19 protein-coding genes are annotated in these 18,950 nt (G+C 70.4%); 10 read left to right on the top strand and 9 right to left on the bottom strand.

The features are described 5' to 3' along the window. Nucleotides 1-3: 3 nt before the first annotated feature. The 4 genes from OHA11_RS30010 (at nucleotide 4) to OHA11_RS29995 (ending at nucleotide 4,891) form a co-directional block, all read left to right on the top strand. A complete protein-coding gene (locus tag OHA11_RS30010; RefSeq protein ID WP_266501741.1) occupies nucleotides 4-1,326 on the top strand; it encodes an ABC transporter substrate-binding protein in 1,323 nt (440 codons plus the stop codon). Further along, nucleotides 1,323-2,351, top strand: a complete 1,029-nt coding sequence (locus tag OHA11_RS30005) for a carbohydrate ABC transporter permease (RefSeq protein ID WP_266501738.1) — start codon at nucleotides 1,323-1,325, stop codon at nucleotides 2,349-2,351. The genes OHA11_RS30010 and OHA11_RS30005 overlap by 4 nt, the downstream gene beginning before the upstream one ends. After that, nucleotides 2,348-3,265 carry a carbohydrate ABC transporter permease gene (locus tag OHA11_RS30000; RefSeq protein WP_266501736.1) on the top strand — a complete coding sequence of 306 codons (918 nt, stop codon included), beginning with the start codon at nucleotides 2,348-2,350 and terminating at the stop codon, nucleotides 3,263-3,265. Before OHA11_RS30005 ends, OHA11_RS30000 begins: the two co-directional genes overlap by 4 nt. Before the next feature lie 189 nt (nucleotides 3,266-3,454). Continuing rightward, on the top strand, nucleotides 3,455-4,891 hold the full coding sequence (locus OHA11_RS29995; RefSeq protein ID WP_266501733.1) for a GH1 family beta-glucosidase: 1,437 nt from the start codon (nucleotides 3,455-3,457) through the stop codon (nucleotides 4,889-4,891). A gap of 176 nt (nucleotides 4,892-5,067) precedes the next feature. Here OHA11_RS29995 and OHA11_RS29990 read toward each other — a convergent pair whose 3' ends face one another. From OHA11_RS29990 to OHA11_RS29980, 3 genes are read right to left on the bottom strand one after another with little or no spacing between them, the layout of a single operon-like run. Continuing rightward, complete coding sequence (locus OHA11_RS29990) at nucleotides 5,068-5,487, bottom strand: PIN domain nuclease (RefSeq protein WP_266501730.1); 420 nt, start codon at nucleotides 5,485-5,487, stop codon at nucleotides 5,068-5,070. Continuing rightward, nucleotides 5,484-5,693: a type II toxin-antitoxin system VapB family antitoxin gene (locus OHA11_RS29985; protein WP_266501727.1), complete on the bottom strand. Its 210-nt coding sequence runs from the start codon at nucleotides 5,691-5,693 to the stop codon at nucleotides 5,484-5,486. Before OHA11_RS29985 ends, OHA11_RS29990 begins: the two co-directional genes overlap by 4 nt. Further along, on the bottom strand, nucleotides 5,690-6,184 hold the full coding sequence (locus tag OHA11_RS29980; protein ID WP_266501725.1) for an ATP-binding protein: 495 nt from the start codon (nucleotides 6,182-6,184) through the stop codon (nucleotides 5,690-5,692). Before OHA11_RS29980 ends, OHA11_RS29985 begins: the two co-directional genes overlap by 4 nt. Before the next feature lie 234 nt (nucleotides 6,185-6,418). Here OHA11_RS29980 and OHA11_RS29975 point away from each other — a divergent pair, with 234 nt between their 5' ends. Further along, nucleotides 6,419-7,300 (top strand): helix-turn-helix transcriptional regulator, encoded by an 882-nt coding sequence (locus OHA11_RS29975; RefSeq protein ID WP_266501723.1) that lies wholly within the window; start codon nucleotides 6,419-6,421, stop codon nucleotides 7,298-7,300. 11 nt (nucleotides 7,301-7,311) lie between these two features. Next, entirely contained in the window at nucleotides 7,312-7,503 is a 192-nt protein-coding gene (locus tag OHA11_RS29970) for a DUF397 domain-containing protein (RefSeq protein WP_266501721.1), read from the top strand. A gap of 230 nt (nucleotides 7,504-7,733) precedes the next feature. Here the strand turns inward: OHA11_RS29970 and OHA11_RS29965 are convergent, their stop codons facing one another. The 3 genes from OHA11_RS29965 to OHA11_RS29955 form a co-directional block, all read right to left on the bottom strand. After that, nucleotides 7,734-9,224, bottom strand: coding sequence for a cellulose binding domain-containing protein (locus OHA11_RS29965; RefSeq protein ID WP_266501719.1), 1,491 nt, complete (start codon nucleotides 9,222-9,224; stop codon nucleotides 7,734-7,736). Between the two features lie 136 nt (nucleotides 9,225-9,360). Further along, complete coding sequence (locus tag OHA11_RS29960; protein ID WP_266501717.1) at nucleotides 9,361-10,764, bottom strand: HAMP domain-containing sensor histidine kinase; 1,404 nt, start codon at nucleotides 10,762-10,764, stop codon at nucleotides 9,361-9,363. Next, the gene (locus OHA11_RS29955) at nucleotides 10,761-11,474 is read right to left on the bottom strand and encodes a response regulator transcription factor (protein ID WP_266501716.1); all 714 of its coding nucleotides are present in this window, start codon (nucleotides 11,472-11,474) and stop codon (nucleotides 10,761-10,763) included. The genes OHA11_RS29960 and OHA11_RS29955 overlap by 4 nt, the downstream gene beginning before the upstream one ends. A gap of 110 nt (nucleotides 11,475-11,584) precedes the next feature. Here OHA11_RS29955 and OHA11_RS29950 point away from each other — a divergent pair, with 110 nt between their 5' ends. Continuing rightward, the gene (locus tag OHA11_RS29950; RefSeq protein ID WP_266501714.1) at nucleotides 11,585-12,139 is read left to right on the top strand and encodes a hypothetical protein; all 555 of its coding nucleotides are present in this window, start codon (nucleotides 11,585-11,587) and stop codon (nucleotides 12,137-12,139) included. Nucleotides 12,140-12,270: 131 nt separating this feature from the next. Here the strand turns inward: OHA11_RS29950 and OHA11_RS29945 are convergent, their stop codons facing one another. Further along, nucleotides 12,271-13,161 (bottom strand): spermidine synthase, encoded by an 891-nt coding sequence (locus tag OHA11_RS29945; protein ID WP_266501711.1) that lies wholly within the window; start codon nucleotides 13,159-13,161, stop codon nucleotides 12,271-12,273. A gap of 275 nt (nucleotides 13,162-13,436) precedes the next feature. After that, nucleotides 13,437-13,805, bottom strand: a complete 369-nt coding sequence (locus OHA11_RS29940) for a hypothetical protein (protein WP_266501709.1) — start codon at nucleotides 13,803-13,805, stop codon at nucleotides 13,437-13,439. Between the two features lie 273 nt (nucleotides 13,806-14,078). Here OHA11_RS29940 and OHA11_RS29935 point away from each other — a divergent pair, with 273 nt between their 5' ends. Next, on the top strand, nucleotides 14,079-15,581 hold the full coding sequence (locus tag OHA11_RS29935) for a hypothetical protein (RefSeq protein ID WP_266501706.1): 1,503 nt from the start codon (nucleotides 14,079-14,081) through the stop codon (nucleotides 15,579-15,581). Nucleotides 15,582-15,678: 97 nt separating this feature from the next. Here the strand turns inward: OHA11_RS29935 and OHA11_RS29930 are convergent, their stop codons facing one another. Beyond that, a complete protein-coding gene (locus OHA11_RS29930) occupies nucleotides 15,679-16,347 on the bottom strand; it encodes a histidine phosphatase family protein (protein WP_266501703.1) in 669 nt (222 codons plus the stop codon). A 207-nt stretch (nucleotides 16,348-16,554) separates the two neighbouring features. Here OHA11_RS29930 and OHA11_RS29925 point away from each other — a divergent pair, with 207 nt between their 5' ends. Then, complete coding sequence (locus OHA11_RS29925) at nucleotides 16,555-17,583, top strand: phosphatase PAP2 family protein (RefSeq protein ID WP_266501700.1); 1,029 nt, start codon at nucleotides 16,555-16,557, stop codon at nucleotides 17,581-17,583. A gap of 1 nt (nucleotide 17,584) precedes the next feature. After that, a complete protein-coding gene (locus OHA11_RS29920; protein ID WP_266507566.1) occupies nucleotides 17,585-18,718 on the top strand; it encodes a hypothetical protein in 1,134 nt (377 codons plus the stop codon). The last annotated feature ends 232 nt before the right edge of the window (nucleotides 18,719-18,950 follow it).

The raw sequence follows: 18,950 nt of genomic DNA, 5'->3' as shown, positions 1-18,950 counted from the left end.
GCAATGCGCACGAGTACCCGCGGGTCCCGCAGGCTGATGGCCCTCGCGGCCGTCGCCGCGCTGACGACGGGGCTGCTGGCCGGCTGCGCCGAGGACTCGGACGACGGCTCGTCGAACTCGGACGGCGGTAGCGGCGGTGGCAAGACCACGCTGACCATCGGCACCTTCGGTGTCTTCGGCTACAAGCAGGCCGGCCTCTACGACGAGTACATGAAGATCAACCCCGACATCACCATCAAGGAGAACGTCACCACCCGTACCGACGTGTACTGGCCGAAGACCCTCACCCGTCTGCAGGCCGGTTCCGGTACCGACGACCTCCAGGCGATCGAGATCGGCAACGTCGCCGAGGCGGTGCAGACGCAGGCCGACAAGTTCGTCGACCTCGGCAAGGAAGTCGACAAGTCCCAGTGGCTGGACTGGAAGACGGCGCAGGCCACCACCAAGGACGGCAAGACCATCGGGCTCGGCACCGACATCGGCCCGATGGCGATCTGCTACCGCAAGGACCTCTTCGAGGCAGCGGGTCTTGAGACGGACCGCGTCAAGCTCGCCGAGCAGTGGAAGGGCGACTGGTCCAAGTACGTCGACGTCGGCAAGGAGTACATGAAGAAGGCGCCCAAGGGCACCAAGTTCGTGGACTCCGCCTCCTCGGTCTACAACGCGGCACTCGGTGGCGAGGACCAGCGCTACTACGACGCGGACGGCAACGTCATCTGGGACAAGTCCACCGGAGTGAAGAAGGCCTGGGACGCCTCGATGGAGGTGGCGACCAGCAACATGTCGGCGAAGCTGAAGCAGTTCGACAAGCCGTGGGACCAAGCCTTCGCCAATGCCGGCTTCGCGACGGTGGCGTGCCCCGCGTGGATGATCGGCTACATCCAGGAGAAGTCCGGCGACTCCGGCAAGGGCAAGTGGGACGTGGCGGCGGCGCCCACCGCGGCCAACTGGGGCGGCGCGTTCGTCGGTGTGCCCACGGCGAGCAAGCACCAGAAGGAGGCCATCGCGCTCGCGAAGTGGCTGACCGCCCCCGAGCAGCAGGCGAAGGTCTTCGCCAAGCAGGCGAGCTTCCCGTCGACCCCGTCGGCGTACGCGAACCTGAAGCCGCAGGCCGACACCACGGCGTTCTTCTCGGACGCGCCGATCACGCAGATCTTCTCCGACTCGGCGAAGACCATCCCGACGCAGATCTTCGGCGTCAAGGACCAGCCGATCAACACCGCCATCTCGGACATCGGCATCCTCCAGGTCGAGCAGAAGGGCAAGACCCCTGACCAGGGCTGGGACGCGGCCACCAAGGAGATCAAGGACGTGCTCGGCCAGTGACCAGCTCCAAGCAGGCTCTCGCGCGATCCGCGTCGAGCGCCGACGCCGCGCCCGGCTCCCAGCCGGGCGCGGCGCGCCGTGCTCACGGTCGCGGTACACCGCCCCCTGGCCCCGGCTCCTGGCGCAGCCGGCTGTACCGCTGGGACATGAAGGCGTCGCCGTACGCGTTCATCTCCCCCTTCTTCCTCTTCTTCGGCGCCTTCGGGCTCGTCCCGCTCCTCTACACGGCCTGGTACTCGCTGCACAACGTGCAGCTGTCCAACCTGGACCAGCAGACCTGGGTGGGCCTGGACAACTACCAGAACCTGATGTCCTCGGACTTCTTCTGGAACGCGCTGCAGAACACCTTCACCATCGGTGTGATCTCGACCGTGCCGCAGCTGATCATGGCGATCGGCATCGCGCACCTGCTCAACTACAAGTTGCGTGGCTCCACCGTGTGGCGCGTCGTGATGCTCACCCCGTACGCCACCTCGGTGGCGGCGGCGACCCTGGTGTTCGTGCTGCTGTACTCCTGGGACGGCGGCATGATCAACTGGCTGCTGGGCTTCGTCGGGGTCGACCCAATCAACTGGCGTGAGTCCACCTGGGGTTCGCAGTTCGCCGTCTCCTCGATCGTGATCTGGCGGTGGACCGGCTACAACGCCCTGATCTACCTCGCGGCGATGCAGGCGATCCCCGCCGACCTGTACGAGTCGGCGGCCCTGGACGGCGCGGGCCGCTGGCAGCAGTTCCGGCACGTCACGATCCCGATGCTGCGGCCGACCATCCTGTTCACGGTGGTCGTCTCCACCATCGGCGCGACCCAGCTGTTCGGTGAACCGCTCCTGTTCGGCGGGGTCAGCGGCTCCAAGGGCGGCTCCGGGCACGATTACCAGACGCTCGGCCTGTACATGTACGACCAGGGCTGGATCATCGGCAACCTCGGCAAGGCGTCCGCGATCGCCTGGACGATGTTCCTGATCCTGCTGATCGTCGCCGCGATCAACCTGCTGATCACCCGACGGCTGAGGAAGTCCCAATGACCACAAGTGAACTGACGCCTCCTCAGGCGAAGGTGGACGCGGCGGAGAAGACCGGCCGGGACGGCTCCGGGCGCCGCCGGCTGCTCGGCGCGGGCAAACAACTGCACGCGGGGCCGGTCACGTACGTCGTGCTGGCCGTCTTCGCCGTCGTCTCGCTGGCGCCGCTGCTGTGGACGGTGGTCGCGGCCTCGCGCACCGACCAGCGGCTCGCCCAGACGCCACCGCCGCTGTGGGTCGGCGGGAACCTGTTCAAGAACATGGAGGCCGCGTGGGAGGAGGCGGGCCTCGGCACCGCGATGCTCAACAGCACGATCGTCGCCGGGACCATCACCGTCGGTACGGTCCTGTTCTCCACGCTCGCCGGGTTCGCCTTCGCCAAGCTGCGGTTCAGGTTCTCCAACGTCCTGCTGCTGCTGACCATCGGCACGATGATGATCCCGCCGCAACTCGCGGTCGTACCGCTGTACTTGTGGATGAGCGATCTGGGCTGGTCCAACCAGTTGCAGACGGTCATCCTGCCCACCCTGGTCAGCGCCTTCGGTACGTTCTTCATGCGGCAGTACCTGGTACAGGCGCTGCCCAGCGAGCTGATCGAGGCGGCGCGGGTCGACGGCGCGAGCAGTCTGCGCGTCGTATGGCACGTCGTCTTCCCGGCGGCGCGGCCGGCGATGGCCGTGCTCGGGCTGCTGACGTTCGTGATGGCCTGGAACGACTTCCTGTGGCCGATCATCGCGCTCAACCAGCAGAACCCCACCGTGCAGGTCGCCCTCAACTCGCTCGGTACCGGCTACGTTCCCGACCAGGCGGTGATCATGGCGGGCGCGTTCCTCGGCACCCTGCCGCTGCTCATCGCCTTCCTGCTGTTCGGCAGGCAGATCGTGGGCGGGATCATGCAGGGCGCGATCAAGGGCTGAACCGCCGCACCCGCCTTCACCCGGCGGAGTCAACGCTTGCGGCGAATGGCCGGACGAGGCGAGCCGCCGCGCCTGGCCGAAGGGCCCGAGCCACCGCTGCCTCGGCTCCCCTCCTCCCCTCCCTCTCCTCTCCCCCTCCGACCCCATATCCCTGGTCTCCGACGACCTTTTCCCCATGGGAGCGCTTCCATGTCTGAGCTCGAAACGCCCGTGACCTTCCCGCCCGCCTTTCTCTGGGGTGCGGCCACCTCCGCGTACCAGATCGAGGGGGCGGTGCGGGAGGACGGCCGTACGCCGTCGATCTGGGACACCTTCAGCCACACGCCCGGCAAGACGGCGCGCGGCGAGACCGGTGACATCGCCAACGACCACTACCACCTCTACCGCGACGACGTGGCCCTCATGGCGGAGCTCGGCCTGACCGCGTACCGCTTCTCGGTGTCGTGGTCCCGGGTGCAGCCGACGGGCCGCGGCCCCGCCGTCCAGCGCGGCCTGGACTTCTACCGGCGGCTGGTCGACGAGCTGCTCTCCCACGACATCAAGCCGGCGCTCACCCTCTACCACTGGGACCTCCCCCAGGAACTGGAGGACGCGGGCGGCTGGCCCGAGCGCGAGACGGCGCTGCGTTTCGCCGAGTACGCGCACATCGTCGGTGAGGCGCTGGGCGACCGCGTCGAGCAGTGGATCACGCTCAACGAGCCCTGGTGCAGCGCGTTCCTGGGGTACGGATCCGGGGTGCACGCGCCGGGCCGTACGGACCCGGAGGCATCGCTGCGCGCCGCGCACCACCTCAACCTGGCGCACGGGCTGGGGACTTCGGCTCTGCGGGCCGCGATGCCCGCCCGCAACAGCATCGCGGTGAGCCTCAACTCCTCGGTGGTCAGGCCGCGTTCGCAGGACCCGGCGGACCTGGAGGCGGTCCGGCGCATCGACGACCTGGCCAACGGGATCTTCCACGGCCCGATGCTGCACGGCGCGTACCCGGAGACCCTGCTCACGGCGACGGCCTCGGTGACGGACTGGTCGTACGTTCTGGACGGCGATCTCGCCCTGATCAACCAGCCGTTGGACGCGTTGGGATTGAACTATTACACCCCCACTCTGGTCGGCGCCGCCGAGACCGCCCCGAACAGCCCGCGCCACGGCGCGGACGGCCACGGCGCGAGCGACCACTCGCCGTGGCCCGGCGCGGACGATGTGATGTTCCATCAAACCCCCGGCGAACGTACGGAGATGGGCTGGACCATCGACCCGACGGGCCTGCACGAGCTGATCATGCGCTACACGCGGGAGGCCCCCGGGCTGCCCCTGTACATCACGGAGAACGGCGCCGCGTACGACGACAAGCCCGACCCCGACGGCCGCGTGCACGACCCGGAGCGCATCGCCTACCTCCACGGCCATCTGTCGGCCGTGCGGCGCGCGATCACCGACGGGGCGGACGTCCGCGGCTACTTCCTGTGGTCCCTGATGGACAACTTCGAGTGGGGGTACGGCTACGGCAAGCGCTTCGGCGCGGTGTACGTGGACTACGCGACCCAGACCCGCACACCGAAGTCGAGCGCACTCTGGTACGGCGAGACGGCCCGGACGGGGGAGCTTCCGCCGGTGACTCCGGCCGAGTAGACCTTCTCCCGGGCTCCTCCCGGGCTCCTCACGGGCTCCTCACGGGCTCCTCGGGCTGGCGTATCGCCAAGCGAGAGCCAAGTGTGCGCACAGTCCCAGCGACACGCCGTGCAGACGGCGTGTCGCTGGGACTCTCACGCCACTTAACTGGCGCTGATCGGGATTCGCCAACAGCATCAGAGGCTGCCGGGGGGCGCGAGCCACTGGGTCGGCTGTCCGGTGACCGAGGCGATGGTCTCGAAGTCGTTGTCGTAGTGCAGCATGGTCAGCCCCTGGAGTTCGGCGGTCGCGGCGACGAGCAGGTCTACCGCCCCAGCGGAACGGTGTCGGCTCTTCTCGGTGAGTTCCCGTTGCACGTCCCATGCCCGCATCACGGCCCGGTCGTCCAGAGGCGTCCAGCCGAACAACGCATCCAGATCCTGGACCAGTGCTGCCCGATCCTCTGCGTTCCTGGCGCTGTAGAGAAACTCGACCTCGGTCAGCGGGCAGCGAGCGATCAGCCCCTCCTCCAGGGGCTTCTCCCAGCGGGCGCGGGCCTGCCGCTTCAGGATGCGGACCAGAGCGCTGGTGTCGATGAGGAAGGTGGCCGCACTCATCGGCGGTAGTTCTCCTTGTCCAGCAACGCGTCGAAGTCACCCGCGTCCGCCCGTGCCGCGAGCCGGGCCAGCGCGAGCGCACGCTTCTTACGTTCGACACCTTCCTTGAGCGCGGCGTTGACGGTGTCCTTCTTGGTCTTGGTTCCGAACGCTATGGCCGCCTCGGCCAGCAGATCCTCGTCAATGTCGATCAGCGTCTTGGTCATGATCGAACCTCCAGGATATCCTCGCGGGAGTCGAGTATATCCGACGTGACGTCGATCGCGGTCGCCACCGCCCTCCGCGCTGCCAGCTCGAACCAGGTGGCCTTGCCCCTGCCGAGACCATGCGTACACACACCCCAGGCGTCGGCGCCGTACGAGATGAGCTGTATGCCGCGGCCGTCCTCGTCGTGGTGGGTCGGGGTGCGGCAGGTGGGCCGGCCGGGGGCTTCGTCGTGGATGAGGACGCGGAGGCGGGCGGGGTCGGCCCAGCCGGCGTGGAGGGTGACGGGGGTGGTGCAGTGCTTGGCCGCGCAGGCGTTGATGGCGTTGGTGACGGCTTCTGAGGTCAACAGGACTGCGGTGTCGGTGAGTTCGGGGTGGCCGGATGCGGTGAGGAGGGTGCGGACCGTTTCGCGGGCGGTGCGGACCCAGACGGGGTGGGGCGGGAAGACGAGGGAGACGTCGGTGGGGAGTGGGCGTGGGGGGTCCTCCATGGAGGGGGCTCCTTTTTGGGTTTGCGGGGTGGGTGCGCACGCGGTGACCAGGTCCGGGGGTGGGGGTGCTTCCGCCTGGCGCGGGGTGGACTGCTTTCTGGCGACTGTAGGGTCAGTCGTGACCCAGGTTCAATCGTGAACCCCACTCTCTACCCTTGTGGGTGACGCGAGCGGCAACTCGTCGACGACGTAAGCGCATTCGCGGCACACTGCGCACGGCTACAGGGAGGGAACATGCCACCAAGGAGCAGCCCCAGCGAACGACAACGACGCCTGGGCGCTGAGCTGCGCAAACTCCGCCTCCGCGCGCGCATGTCGAGCGACAACGCCGCCAAACTGCTGGAGGGCGAGCGCTCACGGATCAGCTACATCGAGTCCGGGCGGCTCAGCGTCTCCCATAACCGCCTGCACAAGCTGCTGCGCGAGTACGGGTGCCCGTCGGGGCCGTACTTCGACGAGCTCATGAGCATGGGGCAGGCGAGCGGGAAGGGATGGTGGGACGAGTTCACGGACACGATCGGCCCGGCCGCCCGGGACCTGGCCGAACTCGAATCGCGCTCAGCCGTCCTGCGCACACACGAACCGCTGTTCATCCCGGGCATGTTGCAAACCGAGGAGTACGCCCATGCCGTGCTCAGCGAAACGGAAGGTAACCCCCAACGGACCAACCGATACGTCGAGTTCCGCCTCGCACGGCAACGCATCCTCACCGGCGACACCCCCGTCACCTGCCGCGCCGTCATCCACGAAGCCGCGCTCCACGCCCGCGTGGGCGGCCCCAACGTAATGCGCAGGCAGTTGCTGCGGCTGATGGAAGTGTCCCGGCTGCCTCACGTGATCGTGCAGGTCTTCCCGTTCGAGGCGGGCATCTACTCCGCGTACAGCCAATCGTTCGCAATCTTCGGCGGCGTACCCCCGGAACTGGACACGGTTTATCTGGAGCACCCGGCCAACTCCCTCTTCCTGCGGGATGGAGTCCAGCTCGACGAGTACGCCAAAATGTTCGAGCGGCTCTGCGAGTTGGCCCTGGCCCCGGTCGATCCCGAGTCGGCGCCGGAGACACACGCGTCACGCGACTCACTGAGCCTCATCCAGCACGTCATGTACACCCTGTGAAAGGACCGGCCATGCCCCAACTCATCTGGCAGAAGTCCTCGTTCAGCGGTGGCGGCGAAGGCAACTGCGTAGAGCTGACCGCAGCGGCCCCCGACCGCATCCACCTCCGCGAGAGCGATCAGCCGTACGAGATAACCACGACCACGACCCACGCCCTGGCGAACCTGCTGCACACCGTGAAGGCCGGAAGCCTGAGTCGCTGAGGCCCAGGTGCGCGAAGCCGGCGCTCCGTACGCGGCGGGCGGCGTCGGGGTCGATGGCGGCGAGGACCGGGACGGCGTGGTACCAGCGTCCGGGGTGAGGGCTTCCGCAAGGAGAGTGAAGGGCGCCCCGGCCGGGTGGGGGGAAGGCCGGCCGGGGCGCGTATCTCCCCCGTGCGGAGGTGGCTGTGTGTCGGGCTGTGTGTCGGGCTGTTCGTAGGGGCGAGGGTCGGCTACTTGAGTGCCGCGAATGCCTTCGTGAAAGCGTGGGTGGCCTGGAGGATCGAGCTGCAGGTCGCGTCGGCGGTGGGCTTGGTGCCGCCGGGGCACTGCTTGTCGCGGGTGGCGGACCACATGGAGAGCCAGCCGATCCCCTTCGACTTGGCGAAGTCCACGAGCTGGGTGGCGTCGTCGACCTTGAAGATCTCCGTCACCACGTCGTTGACGCCGATCATCGGGGTGACCGCGAGCGCCTTCCAGGCCGCGGACTCGGACAGGCCCAGAACTCCCTTGATCTGCGCCTGCGTCGCCGTCGCGGCCTGTTCGGCGTAGGTGCCCATGTCGCCGCTGTACGCCGGGCCGTAGTCCATCGCCATGATGTTGACCGTGTCGATGCCGACGCCGTTCGACTTGGCGTTGGCGAGCAGGTTCACGCCGTCCTGGGTGAGGCCCTCGGGCATGACGGGGAGGGTGAACGAGACGTCCAGGTCCGGGTGTTGGGCCTGGAGCTTGGCTATCGCCTTCGCCCGGCGCGTGTTCGCCGCCGTGTCGGGCAGCGCGGCGCCCTCGATGTCGAAGTCGACCTTCGTGAGCTGGTACGTGTTCACCACCTGCTCGTACACCGCCGCGAGGGCGTCCGCCGAGGAGCAGTTGAGCGCCAGTTCCGAGCCGGACGCGCCGCCGAAGGAGACCCGGACATCACCGCCCTTGGCGCGCAGGGCGCCGATCTGCGCGGCGACCGCGTCGCTGCCGAGGTCCGTCACACCGCCCCACTTGGGGGTACAGCCGCCGCCGTCGGTGACGAAGGCGAGGTTGTAGTCCTTCACGCCCGTGGCCTCGGCAGTGGCCAGCAGGTCGAGGGCAGGGAAGAGGGACGTGTCGACGTAGGGCGCGAAGGCGGCGGTGGCCGCGGTGCCGTTGCTGGTGCCGTTGCCGCTGCCGGTGCCGCTGCCGGTGCCGGTGCCGGTGCCACTGCCGGTGGACTCCGACGGCGAGCCGGTGGCCGTGGGGGGAGGGGTGGGGGTCTGTTTCGGGGTCTCGGTCTGCGTCGGGCGGCCGGCCGGCTCCGGGGGTGTCTCGTCGCCCACCGAGCAAGTGGCGTCGTCGACGCGGCAACCGGTGGGATTGCCCGAGCCGTTCACCACGAACCCGACCGTCGCGGACTCGCCCCTGGCGAGCCCGTTCTTGTCCCAGGCGGGCGGCTTCACGGTGACGTGCCGGCCGCTCACGCTCGACTCGCCGTTCCACAGCGAACTCAGTTCGGCGCCGGACGGCAGGTCGAACTCCAGCGTCCAGTCCGGCTTCGCCGCGCCGCTGTCGTTGGTGACGACGTACTGCGCGGTGTAGCCGGTCGACCAGTCGCTGGTCCTGGTGTAGGCGGCGCCGACCCCGGCCGCCTGTGCCGTACCGGACAACGCGACGGCTCCGCCGCCGACCACGGCCGCGGCGACCACGCCTCCGATCGCTCTGCTTCTGACACTGACCATGCGCCGGTGCGTGCTCATAGCGTGCCTGCCTTCGCTGTTCCGGGAGTCCCCGAGGGGGTCACGGCTGTGGGGGGTGTGGTGCGGCAGCACGCTAGCGAGCGGGAAACGGGCAAAGCGCTTGATACGGACGGGCGTTGGGGATCTTAAAGTGCGCTTAAGGAAGGGATCGGGACCGGTTAAAGGTCGAGACCAATTTGGCCGACCGGCGGCGGCGCACCGAGCCCCGGTGACCTCGCCGCTCCGGCTCCCGGCCGTCCAGCTGGATCCAGATGCGGACCTCGGTCCCGCCCAGGACGGAACGCCCGATCCGTACGTCCCCGCCCGTCGACTCCGCGAGCCGGCGCACGATGTCGAGCCCCAGCCCGGTCGAGCCGTCGCTCCCCGACCCGCCGCCCCGCGCCATCGCCGCCTCGGGGTCGGTGATCCCCGGGCCCGCGTCCGACACGAGCATGATCACGGCGTCCTCGCCGTTGTGCACGTCGACCGCGAAGGCCGTGCCCTCGGCGGTGTGCCGGAACACGTTCCCGAGCAGCGCGTCGAGCGCGGCCACGAGGTCGGCGCGGGCCACGGGTATCCGTACCGGCCGGTCGACCCCGGCCACCCGCACCTTGCGCCCCTCGTCCTCCGCGAGCGCGGACCAGAAGTCCATCCGCTCCCGGACGACCTCGGCCGCGTCGCACCCGCCGCCCACGCCTACCGCCGCGGTCTGCGGCTTGGCGTCCCGGGCCGTCCGGATGATCGTGTCGACCTCGCGCTCCAACTGCGCGACGGCGGCCCGGGTCTGCTCGGCGGCGGGCCCGTCCCCCAGCGAGGCCGCGTTCAGCCGCAGTACTGTCAGCGGCGTACGCAGCCGGTGCGAGAGGTCGGCCGCCAACTCCCGCTCGTTTGCCAGCAGTTGAACCACCTGGTCGGCCATGGAGTTGAACGCGACCGCCGCGAGCCGCAGTTCGGTCGGCCCCTCCTCCGGCACCCGGGCGCCCAGCTTCCCCTCCCCCAGCTCGTGCGCGCTCTCCACCAGGCGCTGCGCGGGCTGCACCATCCGTACACCGAGCCGGTCGGCCACCGCGACCGAGCCGACGATGAGAGCGATACCGACACCCGCGAGCACGGCCCAGGCCGTGGCCACCCCGTTGGCGACCTCCGACTGCGGGACGTACACCTCGACGACGGCGATCTCGCCCGAGCTCAGCGCGACGGGCTGGAGCAGCGTGGAGCCGCCGGGGACCTCGGTGGTGGAGGCCCGGCCCAGCCTCCGGGTCGTGGCGATGTCCTTGTCGACGGCGCGCTGCCGCCCGAGATCGACGGCCTTCACCCCGTCGCTCGCGGGTATGTGCACGGCCATCCCCTCGTCCGAACCCGCCGAGGCGACGACCCGCACCAGCTGGTCCCGGTCGGTGGTGATGGAGAGCGCGGGGGCGATGGCCGCGGCCTCCCGCTCCGCGTTCGAGAACGCGCGGTCCCTGGCCATCTCCCTGATGACGAGCCCGAGCGGCACCGCGAAGGCCACCACGACCATGGTGGTGACCGCGACGCAGACCTTGACCAGCGCCCACCTCATCGCGGTGACTCCGTGCCCGAGGGGCCCGGCGGCTCCAGCTTCACCCCGACCCCGCGCAGGGTGTGCAGATAGCGCGGCCGGGCGGCCGTCTCGCCCAACTTCCGCCGCAGCCAGGACAGATGGACGTCGATGGTCTGGTCGTCACCGTACGACTGCTGCCACACCTCGGCGAGCAGTTCCTTGCGCGCCACGACGACCCCGGGCCGCCCGGCGAGGAAGGCCAGCAGATCGAACTCACGCCGGGTCAGATCGAGTCGTACGCCGTCCAGTTCGGCCTGGCGGCGCAGTGGGTCGATGGCCAGACCGCCGACGCGGATCGCCGGGGACGGCGGGGCGTCCCCGGCCGAGGACCGGGCGCGGCGCAGCACCGCCGCCATGCGGGCCGCCAGGTGCTCGACCGAGAACGGCTTGGTCAGGTAGTCGTCCGCGCCGTCGTTCAGCAAGCGCACGATCTCCGTCTCGTCGTCCCTCGCGGTCGCGACGATCACGGGCACGTCGGTGATGCCGCGCAGCATCTTCAGCGCCTCCGACCCGTCGAGGTCGGGCAGGCCGAGATCCAGGATCACGACGTCGAAACGGAAATGGGCGACCTCGCGCAGCGCCTCAAGTGCCGTACCGACACTGCGCACCGTGTGCGCGGCCTCGGTGAGATGCCGGATGAGGGCCGAGCGTACGAACTGGTCGTCCTCGACCACGAGCACACTTGCCATGGCCCGCACCGTACGCCATACGGGCTGGGCCGGTCCGGGGCCTGTGGATAACCACCCGGGCAGCACGGACGCGGGACATGTACGGGGCGCGTGGGGCAGTATGGCCGGCGATGCGCAGAGGACTCGTACACGGCTTGGCTTGGTCGCTCGCCACGGGCGCGGCGGTCACGCTGTCGTGGTGGGGTGTCCACACGGTGCTGGCGGTGACGGCGTACGACCCGCCGCGCGCGCTGCCGATCACGGCGGACGGGGCGACCACGCAGAGCTCGAAGCCGCTTGCCTCCCCGACGAGTCGGCCGGATTCCGAGACCGGGCGCGAGCGCGAGGAGTCGAAGAGCCGCGAGCGGAGTACGGACCGTTCGCCCTCGCCCTCGGCGCCGAAGTCCGCGCGCGCCACGCCGAGCGAGGGCGCCTCCGGCGGGGCCGGGAGTACGGACACCTCCGGTGAGGTGAAGAGTTACGACACCGATGGGGGCCGGGTCGTATTCGACCTCGGCACGTCGTCGGCGTCGTTGGTGTCCGCGACGCCCGCGTCACCGTGGTCGATGCAGGTGTGGAAGACCGAGACGTGGATTCGGGTGGAGTTCGCGGCGGGGGCGGATCGGGTTTCGGTGTTCTGCACGTGGCACGACTCGGCGCCGCGGGTTTCGATCAACGATTACTGAGCGCCGCGGGTGGGTTGGCTGCGGTTGCGTTTGGGCTGGTCGCGCCCTCGCGGCGGAGCCGCACAATGTCACAGCCCCGCGCCCCTAAAACGCCTCCGTCGCCCTGAGCCAAAACAGTCAACGGGACATTCCTACCGAAAGACCGACGGCGGAGGTGCCGGTGAGGCGACTGCTGCCGCGTCCGTCACCGGTGTCGCCCCTCCCGTGAAGTCCCGCAGGACCTTGCCGTGTTCGACTCTTGCCGGGTGGGGGTCGGAGGCCGCGCGGCGGGTCAGTTCGCGTACGGGCAGGGGGAGGGCCGAGCCGACCAGGACGGCGTTGCCGAAGCGTTTGCCGCGCAGGACCGCCGGGTCGGCGATGAGGGCGAGTTCGGGGAAGACGCCGGCGGCGGTGGCGATCTGGCCGCGCAGGTGGGCGAGGGGCGGGCCGTCGGCGAGGTTGGCGGCGTACAGGCCACCGGCGTTGACGACCCGGCGTACGTCGGTGAGGAACTCGCCCGACGTCAGATGCGCGGGGGTCCGCGCCCCGCTGAAGACGTCCGCGATGACCAGGTCCGCCCAGCCGTCCGGCACCTTGGCGAGCCCTTCGCGCGCGTCGACGGACCGTACGCGGATCCGGGCGTTCGGGTCCAAGGGCAGTTCGCGGCGGACCAGTTGGACGAGGGCCGCGTCGCGTTCGACGACCTGCTGGGTGGAGCGGGGCCGGGTGGCGGCCACGTACCGGGCGAGGGTGAAGGCGCCGCCGCCGAGGTGCACGACCTGCGCGGGCTTCCCGGGCGGGGCGACGAGATCGATGACGTGACCGAGCCGACGCTGGTACTCGAAGCTCAGATACGAGGGGTCGTCGAGGTCGACGTGCGACTGCGGGGCTCCGTCGATGAGCAGGGTCCAGGCGCGCCCCCGATCCCGGTCGGGCATGAGCTCGGCGAGCCCGCCGTCCACGCTCTCGACGACAGCTGAGACGGCAACACGTCTGTCACCGGCCCGCTTGTCGTCCGCCCGCTTGTTCTTAGCCCTCGCCATCTGCCCATTATCGACGGCACCGGACGGTTCGGCTCAGCGACAGCAGGCCCTTGCTTTTAGGGGCGCGGGGCTGTGACATTGTGCGGCTCCTCCCTCACTCTCGGCTTCTCCCCCACTCTCGGCTTCGCTCGAGCGGGGGGACCCCCATGAGCGGGGGGACCCCCATGAGCGGGGGGACCCCCATGAGCGGGGGGACCCCCATCGTGGGCGCGGCCAGCCCAAACAAACCCGCAGACAACAAGGACCCGCGAGCCCCCCGAACCCCCCGCCCAACCTCAACTGCAGTTGTCCGCCGCCTCGATCAGACGAGCCGCCTCCCCCAACGCGGCCCGCAGAACCACAGGATCCGTGGCCAGCTCCGCCTCCCCCGGAGGCAACAGCCAGTCCGACCCCTCCACCGGCGGCTCCGGCGCCAGCCGAAGCCCCCGCCCGTCCGTCCGCGTACACGTACTGCCTGGGACATCCCAGGCAGAAGCCGTCCCCGGCGGCACCAGAAATCCGAGCGTGCCGCAGTTGTCGTCGTGCAGGACGGGCCCAACCGCCTCCGCAGACGCACCCCGCCGCAGGATGTCGACCGCCTCCAGCCCCTGCCGCGCCGGGACGGTCACGAGATCACAAGGATCGACGCCCTGCCTGGTCTCCATCCTGGCCTCCACCACGGAACCCCTCCTCGATCGGGCACACCGCATGGTTCAACGCCGTTCAGCGTCAACGGCTACGGCGAAACTCGGCCGCAAAGGATGGCAGTTCATGGCAGATCAGGGATGAGATATCCGTTTTGTAGCCAAACTCCGCGTGGTGGGCTCATCACAGCGGGTACGTTCGTGCCCGCCGGAAACACAGGTCCTAGGTCGACAACATGATCAACTCGCCCTGTTTCCGGCATGGTTCGACGGTTCGTGAGAGAGGGCCCGGCCATGGCGTCGTCACCGATGACCTCGTCGTCCCAGTCACCTCGGCCGCCACGGCCGAATCTCGCCTTCCGGCGGCTGCGCGGTCAGCGCTCGCCGGGCGAGTTCGCCGCGGCGGTGCGACGGGCCGCCCGGGAGATCGACGAACAGGTCAGCTGCGACGCGCGCTACATCGGGCGCGTCGAGGCGGGGGAGATCCGGTGTCCCAACTACGCGTACGAGCGGGTGTTCCTGCACATGTTCCCCGGCCGGACGCTGATGGACCTGGGGTTCGTGCCCCGTTCGGCGGTACGAGGCCGGGGGGCGCGCACCACCGAGGAAGCGCCCGGCCCCCACACCACGAGCCCGACGTACGCCCCGCATGAGACGGACGGGGCGTACGAGCCGTATGACACCCCGTACGGCATGCACGATCCGCACGACCGGGGCGACCCGCACGAGCACGACCTGCATGACCCGCACGAGATCGACGACCAGAACCACGAGGAGAGCGACGTGCAACGTCGCGCATTCATGAGCGGCGGTACCGCCACCGTGGCGGCCGCCTCACTGGGCCCCATAGGGCTCGCGTTCAACGGCGCCGCCGCGGCCGCGGAGCGTTCCACGCGCCGGGCCGGCGAGGCCGAGGCGGGAGCGCTGGAAGAGGCCGTACGCAAGATCCGCCTGCTGGACGACCGGCACGGCGCCGACGGGCTGTACCGCAGGGCGTCGGCTCCGCTGCGGGCCGCGTACGCCCTGCTGGACGCGGGCGCGACGCGGCAGACGACCGCCGAGCGGCTGCACACGGGGGCGGGTGAACTGGCCATCTCCGTGGGCTGGCTGGCCCACGACTCGGGCCGTTACGAGGACGCACGTTCGCACTACGCGGAGGCGCTCGCGACCGCCCGGGTGGCCGGCGACCCGGCCCTGGAGGCACACGCCTTCTGCAACACGTCCTTCCTCGCGCGTGACGCGGGACGGCCGCGCGAGGCGGTACGGGCGGCCCAGGCGGCCCAGTACGCGGCGCGCCCGCTGGGCTCGGCGCGGCTCCTGTCGCTCCTCTCGCTGCGCGAGGCGGGCGGCTGGGCGGGGCTCGCCGACCGCACGGGCTGCGCACAGGCACTGGCCCGCGCGCAGGCACTGTACGGACGCGGCCCGTGTGACGCCGACCCGGAGTGGATGAGCTTCTACGGAGACGCCGAGTTGGCCGGCCTGGAGGCCCAGTGCTGGTCGACGCTGGGTGACTGGCCGCGCGCGGCCCATCAGGCGCGGCGCGCGACCCGGCTCCAGGACCCGCACTTCACGCGCAACCTCGCGCTCTACACAGCCGAGTTGGCCGACGACCTGGCCCGCGCCGGGCACCCCGACGAGGCGGCCGCGGCCGGGCTGCGCGTCCTGGACCTGCTGGACGAGGTCCAGTCGTCCCGGGTCCAGACGATGCTGGCGGGGACGGCGCGGGTACTGCTGCCGCACCAGCGCGCGTCGGGGGTGTCGGACTTCCTGGAGCGGCACGGGGCGCTGCCGCGCTAGCGCTCCGCTGGACGCGTTGTGACAGAGCTGCGGGCCGGTGGGGGCTTGTCGCGCAGTTCCCCGCGCCCCTGAGGGGCGCGGGGTTACCGCAGTGGGACTACGCCGCCAGGTGGGCGCAGTCGTTCCACGTCTCGATCGCGGGCTCTCCGTAGGCCCAGCCCAGGATCGAGAGGGAGGTCGGGTTGAGGCGGATGCGTGCGGCGAAGTCGATGTCCAGGCCGAGCCAGCGGGCGCCGATGGAGCGGAGGATGTGGCCGTGGGCGAAGACCAGCACGTCACGGTCGGCGGAGCGGGCCCACTCGACGACCTCGTCCGCGCGCGCGGAGACCTCGGCGAGGGTCTCGCCCCCGGGCACCCCGTCCCGCCAGATCAGCCAGTCGGGACGGCCTGAACCGCCGGGACCGCCGGGACCGTCGGGACCGTCGGAACCGCCGGAACCGCCGGAACCGTCGGAGCGTTCGGCCTGGATCTCGGCGGGGGTCATGCCCTCGTACGCGCCGTAGTCCCACTCCATGAGCGTGTCCCAGGGGGTCGCCCGGTCGCCGAACCCGGCGATTTCGCAGGTCTCACGCGCGCGTGCCAGCGGACTGGTGCGGACCTCCACCCCGGGGAGCCCGCTCAGCGGGGCCCTGCGCAGGCGCTCGCCGAGCAGTTTGGCGCCGCGCCTGCCCTCCTCCAGGAGGGGGATGTCCGTCCTGCCGGTGTGTTTGCCGGACAACGACCATTCCGTCTGTCCGTGCCGGGCCAGCAGGAAACGCGGTGCCATGGAAGGGGCCTTTCAGGGAAGATCGAGCGGTGAACCGCGGAGGAACGAGAGGTGGATCACTCCATCATCACTCACTCACAGGTTGAGCAACCCGCCGGGCGATCTCTGCGTCTTTGAGCACCGGGGGCGCGGCCACGGGGGACGCCCGAAGAACGTAAATTGGGCCGCGGCATTGCGGCCGGGGGAAGCACGAGGGGGAGGGATCGGATGCTGCGGACCGATGCACCGGGCACCGAGGCGGCACCACGCACCCGCCTCCGCTGGTGGACCGAGCTGCCACTGATCCTGCTGGTGTACGGGGCGTACTCGGCGGGCCGGCTCCTCGCGCGCGGGGACGTGACCAGCGCCGTCGACCACGGTCTGGCGATCCTGCGCGTCGAGAAGTTCTTCTTCCTCAACGCCGAGCACCCGTTGAACCGTCTCTTCACCCGTGAGCCCTGGCTCGGCATACCGGCCGACTTCTGGTACGCGTCACTGCACTACATGGTCACGCCCGCCGTCCTGATCTGGCTCTTCAGGTCCCGTGCCGTGCGCTACAGGGCCGCCCGGACCTGGCTGATGACGTCCACGTTCATCGGCCTGATCGGCTTCACGCTGCTGCCGACGTGCCCGCCGCGGCTGCTGTCCGCGAGCCACGGGTTCGTCGACACGATGGCCCAGTACAGCGACTACGGCTGGTGGGGCGCCGAGGCGAGCGCGCCGCGCGGACTCGGCGGCATGACGAACCAGTACGCGGCGATGCCGAGCCTGCACTGCGGCTGGGCGCTGTGGTGCGGTGTGATGCTCTGGACGTACGGCGGCACGCGGCTCACCAAGGTCGCGGGGGTCCTGTACCCGTTGATCACCACGATCGTGGTGATGGGCACGGCCAACCACTACTTCCTCGACGCGGTCGCGGGCTTCGTCGTGATGGGGATCGGGTTCCTGCTGACGCGGCCGGTGCTGCGGCTCGCGGACACGCTCCGGGCGCGGCTCGGGATCCGGCCCTTCGCCCTGGCCGCCAGGGATTCCACAGGCGCCTCGCACGGCGCAGGTTCCTCAATTGTCAGTGCGGGGTGCCAGACTTCCCCGGGTGAGCGAATTCCCCGACAGCGCAAGGTCCCAGCCGTCCCGGAGCGGGTCCCAGCCGTCCCGGGTGCCGTCGAGCCGGGAGCCCGGGCGCGAGCCGAGTCGCGAGCCGAACCGGGAGCGAGTCCCCCGGGCGCGGAGGACGGGGCTCCGGCAGCGGCTCGCTGAGCTGCGCGGCCCGGCGGTCCCGCCGCAGCCGCTCGACGCGCGCGCCCTCGCGGCGCTCGCCGCGAATCCGGGGTGCGAGCGGCGCGCGATCCTCGACGGCGCCGGGGTGAACAAGGCCGTACTGGCGAGCGCGCTGGGCTCGCCATCGGCCTTCGGGCAGTCGCAGTTCGCGTTCATGCGGGGCAACGCCTTCGAGGCGCGGGTCAAGGCCGACGGCGGCGCGGAGCTGCTGCGGCTGGTGCACGAGAAGCTGGACGCCGGGGCGGAGCCGCCCACGTCGGGCGCCGTTCCCGACCTGTCCGCCGTGGGCCCCGAGGGACGCACGGCGCGTACGGCCCTGGCGCTGCGCGAGGCCACCGAGGCAGGCGTCTGGACGCTGCTCGACCACCCCCTGCTCGCCCTGGAGGTCGCGGGCTCCCCCGCCTTCCTGGAACCGGACGCGGTGGTCGTGCACCCCGACGGGTCCTGGACCGTCGTCGAGATCAAGTCCTTCCCGATGCTGGACGGTTCGGCGGACCCGGCGAAGGTGGGCGCGGCAGCGCGCCAGGCCGCGGTGTACGTCCTGGCCCTGGAGGGGGTCGCGGCCCGGCTGGCCCCCGCGCCCGAAGTCCGGCACACCGTGCTGCTGGTCTGCCCGAAGGACTTCTCCAACCTGCCCACCGCGTCCGCCGTCGACGTCCGCAAGCAGCGCTCGGTCACCCGGCGCCAGTTGGACCGCCTCACCCGCATCGAGGACATCGCCGACGCGCTCCCCGAGGGCACCTGTTTCGCTCCCGACCTCCCCGCCGCCGACCTGACGGCCGCGGTGGAATCGGTCCCGGCGTCCTACGCCCCCGAGTGCCTCTCCGCCTGCGAACTCGCCTTCCACTGCCGCGACCACTCCCGCGCGGAGGGCGCGGTGACCTCGCTCGGCCGGTCCCTGCGGGCCGAGTTGGGCGGCCTGACGACGGTCGGCGACGTCCTCTCGGCGGCCCGCGGCGAATCCGGCGACCCGGCCGACCCGGCGGTCGCCTCGCTGCGCAGAGCGGCGGCCTTGCGTGCGGAGGCCCTGGGCGCCGGGGCAAGGCCGGGGACCGAGTTGCTGGGCAACGAGGACGGCCTACGGACCGAGACCTCAGGACGGACAGCGTGCTGAAGCCCTCCCGCCCCTGCCGCACACAGGCCCGCCCCACTCATACAGCGCCGCCTCACACAGAGCACCCCAAAAGGGGCGCGGGGAACTGCGCGACCGCCCCCCACCACCCCACTCACCGCCCGACTCATCCAGCACCGCCCCACACACAGCGCCCCAAAAGGGGCGCGGGGAACTGCGCGACCAGCCCCCACCACCCCGCAGACAGAACACAACCCGCATATACCGCACAGCA

The organism is Streptomyces sp. NBC_00878 (assembly GCF_026341515.1).
Lineage (GTDB): Bacteria > Actinomycetota > Actinomycetes > Streptomycetales > Streptomycetaceae > Streptomyces.
This window is presented reverse-complemented; position numbering and strand designations above follow the sequence as displayed.

What these genes read in the sequence shown, in the direction of transcription:
- OHA11_RS30010 (WP_266501741.1), top strand. Translation starts at nt 4, where the DNA reads ATGCGCACGAGTACCCGCGGGTCCCGCAGGCTGATGGCCCTCGCGGCC.
- OHA11_RS30000 (WP_266501736.1), top strand. Translation starts at nt 2,348, where the DNA reads ATGACCACAAGTGAACTGACGCCTCCTCAGGCGAAGGTGGACGCGGCG.
- OHA11_RS29995 (WP_266501733.1), top strand. Translation starts at nt 3,455, where the DNA reads ATGTCTGAGCTCGAAACGCCCGTGACCTTCCCGCCCGCCTTTCTCTGG.
- OHA11_RS29990 (WP_266501730.1), bottom strand. Translation starts at nt 5,487, where the DNA reads ATGAGTGCGGCCACCTTCCTCATCGACACCAGCGCTCTGGTCCGCATC.
- OHA11_RS29985 (WP_266501727.1), bottom strand. Translation starts at nt 5,693, where the DNA reads ATGACCAAGACGCTGATCGACATTGACGAGGATCTGCTGGCCGAGGCG.
- OHA11_RS29980 (WP_266501725.1), bottom strand. Translation starts at nt 6,184, where the DNA reads ATGGAGGACCCCCCACGCCCACTCCCCACCGACGTCTCCCTCGTCTTC.
- OHA11_RS29975 (WP_266501723.1), top strand. Translation starts at nt 6,419, where the DNA reads ATGCCACCAAGGAGCAGCCCCAGCGAACGACAACGACGCCTGGGCGCT.
- OHA11_RS29970 (WP_266501721.1), top strand. Translation starts at nt 7,312, where the DNA reads ATGCCCCAACTCATCTGGCAGAAGTCCTCGTTCAGCGGTGGCGGCGAA.
- OHA11_RS29965 (WP_266501719.1), bottom strand. Translation starts at nt 9,224, where the DNA reads ATGAGCACGCACCGGCGCATGGTCAGTGTCAGAAGCAGAGCGATCGGA.
- OHA11_RS29960 (WP_266501717.1), bottom strand. Translation starts at nt 10,764, where the DNA reads ATGAGGTGGGCGCTGGTCAAGGTCTGCGTCGCGGTCACCACCATGGTC.
- OHA11_RS29955 (WP_266501716.1), bottom strand. Translation starts at nt 11,474, where the DNA reads ATGGCAAGTGTGCTCGTGGTCGAGGACGACCAGTTCGTACGCTCGGCC.
- OHA11_RS29950 (WP_266501714.1), top strand. Translation starts at nt 11,585, where the DNA reads ATGCGCAGAGGACTCGTACACGGCTTGGCTTGGTCGCTCGCCACGGGC.
- OHA11_RS29945 (WP_266501711.1), bottom strand. Translation starts at nt 13,161, where the DNA reads ATGGCGAGGGCTAAGAACAAGCGGGCGGACGACAAGCGGGCCGGTGAC.
- OHA11_RS29940 (WP_266501709.1), bottom strand. Translation starts at nt 13,805, where the DNA reads ATGGAGACCAGGCAGGGCGTCGATCCTTGTGATCTCGTGACCGTCCCG.
- OHA11_RS29935 (WP_266501706.1), top strand. Translation starts at nt 14,079, where the DNA reads ATGGCGTCGTCACCGATGACCTCGTCGTCCCAGTCACCTCGGCCGCCA.
- OHA11_RS29930 (WP_266501703.1), bottom strand. Translation starts at nt 16,347, where the DNA reads ATGGCACCGCGTTTCCTGCTGGCCCGGCACGGACAGACGGAATGGTCG.
- OHA11_RS29925 (WP_266501700.1), top strand. Translation starts at nt 16,555, where the DNA reads ATGCTGCGGACCGATGCACCGGGCACCGAGGCGGCACCACGCACCCGC.